The 1,661-nt window shown below is 46.7% G+C and carries 1 protein-coding gene; it reads right to left on the bottom strand.

Annotated features, from left to right (window positions below; all coding sequences use genetic code 11):
• On the bottom strand, nucleotides 1–1,576 hold a 1,576-nt coding region (locus QCH34_RS12230; RefSeq protein ID WP_300334542.1), incomplete at its 3' end, for a hypothetical protein.
• Nucleotides 1,577–1,661: the final 85 nt, after the last annotated feature.

The raw sequence follows: 1,661 nt of genomic DNA, 5'->3' as shown, positions 1-1,661 counted from the left end.
GGGGGTAATAGATCCAGATGGCGTAGTTCTTCTTCGCCGACTGGAGCAGCCAGTAGATGGGCGCTTTACGCCTGCTCTTCGAGTAGCGCTTCACGTGGTCATCCCAGAATCCGCCTGCGGTGGGTTTGCGGAAGTAATCCCACAAGGATTTCACCGCGAGGATATCGCAGGCCTCTTTCTCAATGGCATCAGCTCGGTCGCCCCAAACGACCGTGATCACATCACGAATACGGGCGATGATGTCGTCGGAATGGCCTTCATCATCGACGAGGATGCCATCGGCATCGACTTCGAGGGGATAGTCTGCCGGGATCTCATGCGGCTCAAGCGGCAGGCCATCCTCGCCCTGCAGCATGCCGGGAGAGCATGCGGGAAGGGGGGCGAAGGGATCGGGGAGCTCGGGGGGTTCTTTTTCGCCGGTGGCGAAGCGTATGTCCCAGCGGCCGAAAATAGACCCGAAAATGTAGGAAATAAGATATATAGCTGTGTTTATTGGTGCACCGGTGTTAGGAATCAATCCTTTTGAGACATCTCCTGTCTTTATGTATTTATTAATGCATTCGATTTCATCACTCGACAATTGATACAATGAATTAATTATTGAATCAATTTTTTCTTGGTTGAATAGTATTTGGTTATTTGTTGAACGAATTTTTTTATTTTGATCCTCAAATATTTGTATATTTGAAATAATATTTTTGAACAAATCCCCGTAAATAATAAAACTATGTGTTATTTCATCAAATGAATCGATATTTTGTTTCAATTTTATTGATTGTTCGATTATTTCTTTCAATTCGTTCGAATTATTATAGAAGTTTGATGGAATTGGTGTATAACAGAGGGTTCCGTTATCAAATTGTGGGTGATTAAACCTGCCTAGCATTGTTTTTACAAGGAAATCAAAAATTTTGGAAGAAAATAGGGCTGCTGTTATTGAGATGTCATCAAATTCGGTAAAAATTCCAGAACCTCTCACACTAATGATCGATCCTTTCGGCAATGGCATTACGGCTAAGCGGTGCAAACGCCTTGGATATGTCAGCCCTGGCTGGAAATAATATTCGGTATTCTGTGGTCTTGATAGGACTTTACCGGAACTTGGATCAATGAAATTGCGGATCTCTTCCCCATCCCTCTCCCAGTTCAGAACAAGATGAAGATCTGCATAATAGGGAGAATATTCTCCCCCTTTTGCAAATGGCGCCCACTTTCTTCCGTTAAAAGTCTGTGACCTGAACTCATCAGGTGTCGTCCCCGGTGTCCCGCTAACGATCTGGGAGGGATCCACCTCCCACCAAGCCCGAACAAAGCGGAAATCGTCGGCGGTAGCAATGCCCTGCTTGACAGTCCTCCCATTCCCTTCGAAAGTTGGTAGGTCCAAGAAGAGGCGTCGGATTTTATCGGAGACCCAATACGCAAACGGCGACCCCGGAACCATGGAAAATTTTTCTGGAGCAATGGGGAAGAAGGCGGAGGATAATACTCCCGTTTTCTGTTTGTTGATTGTATCGATAAGCGCTGCTCCCTTATCCTCATCGGCGAGCAATTGGATGAAGGCACAATTCCTCACCATTACAGTGCCTCCAGACAATATGCCGCCGTCTCCACCATGGCAGTGTCCAGCACCCCCGAGCCAAGGTCAGCGACCACGACCGGTC

The organism is Methanocalculus sp. (assembly GCF_029762515.1).
GTDB lineage: Archaea > Halobacteriota > Methanomicrobia > Methanomicrobiales > Methanocorpusculaceae > Methanocalculus.
Note: the sequence above shows the minus strand (reverse complement) of the source record. Positions and strands in the feature narration are given on the sequence as shown.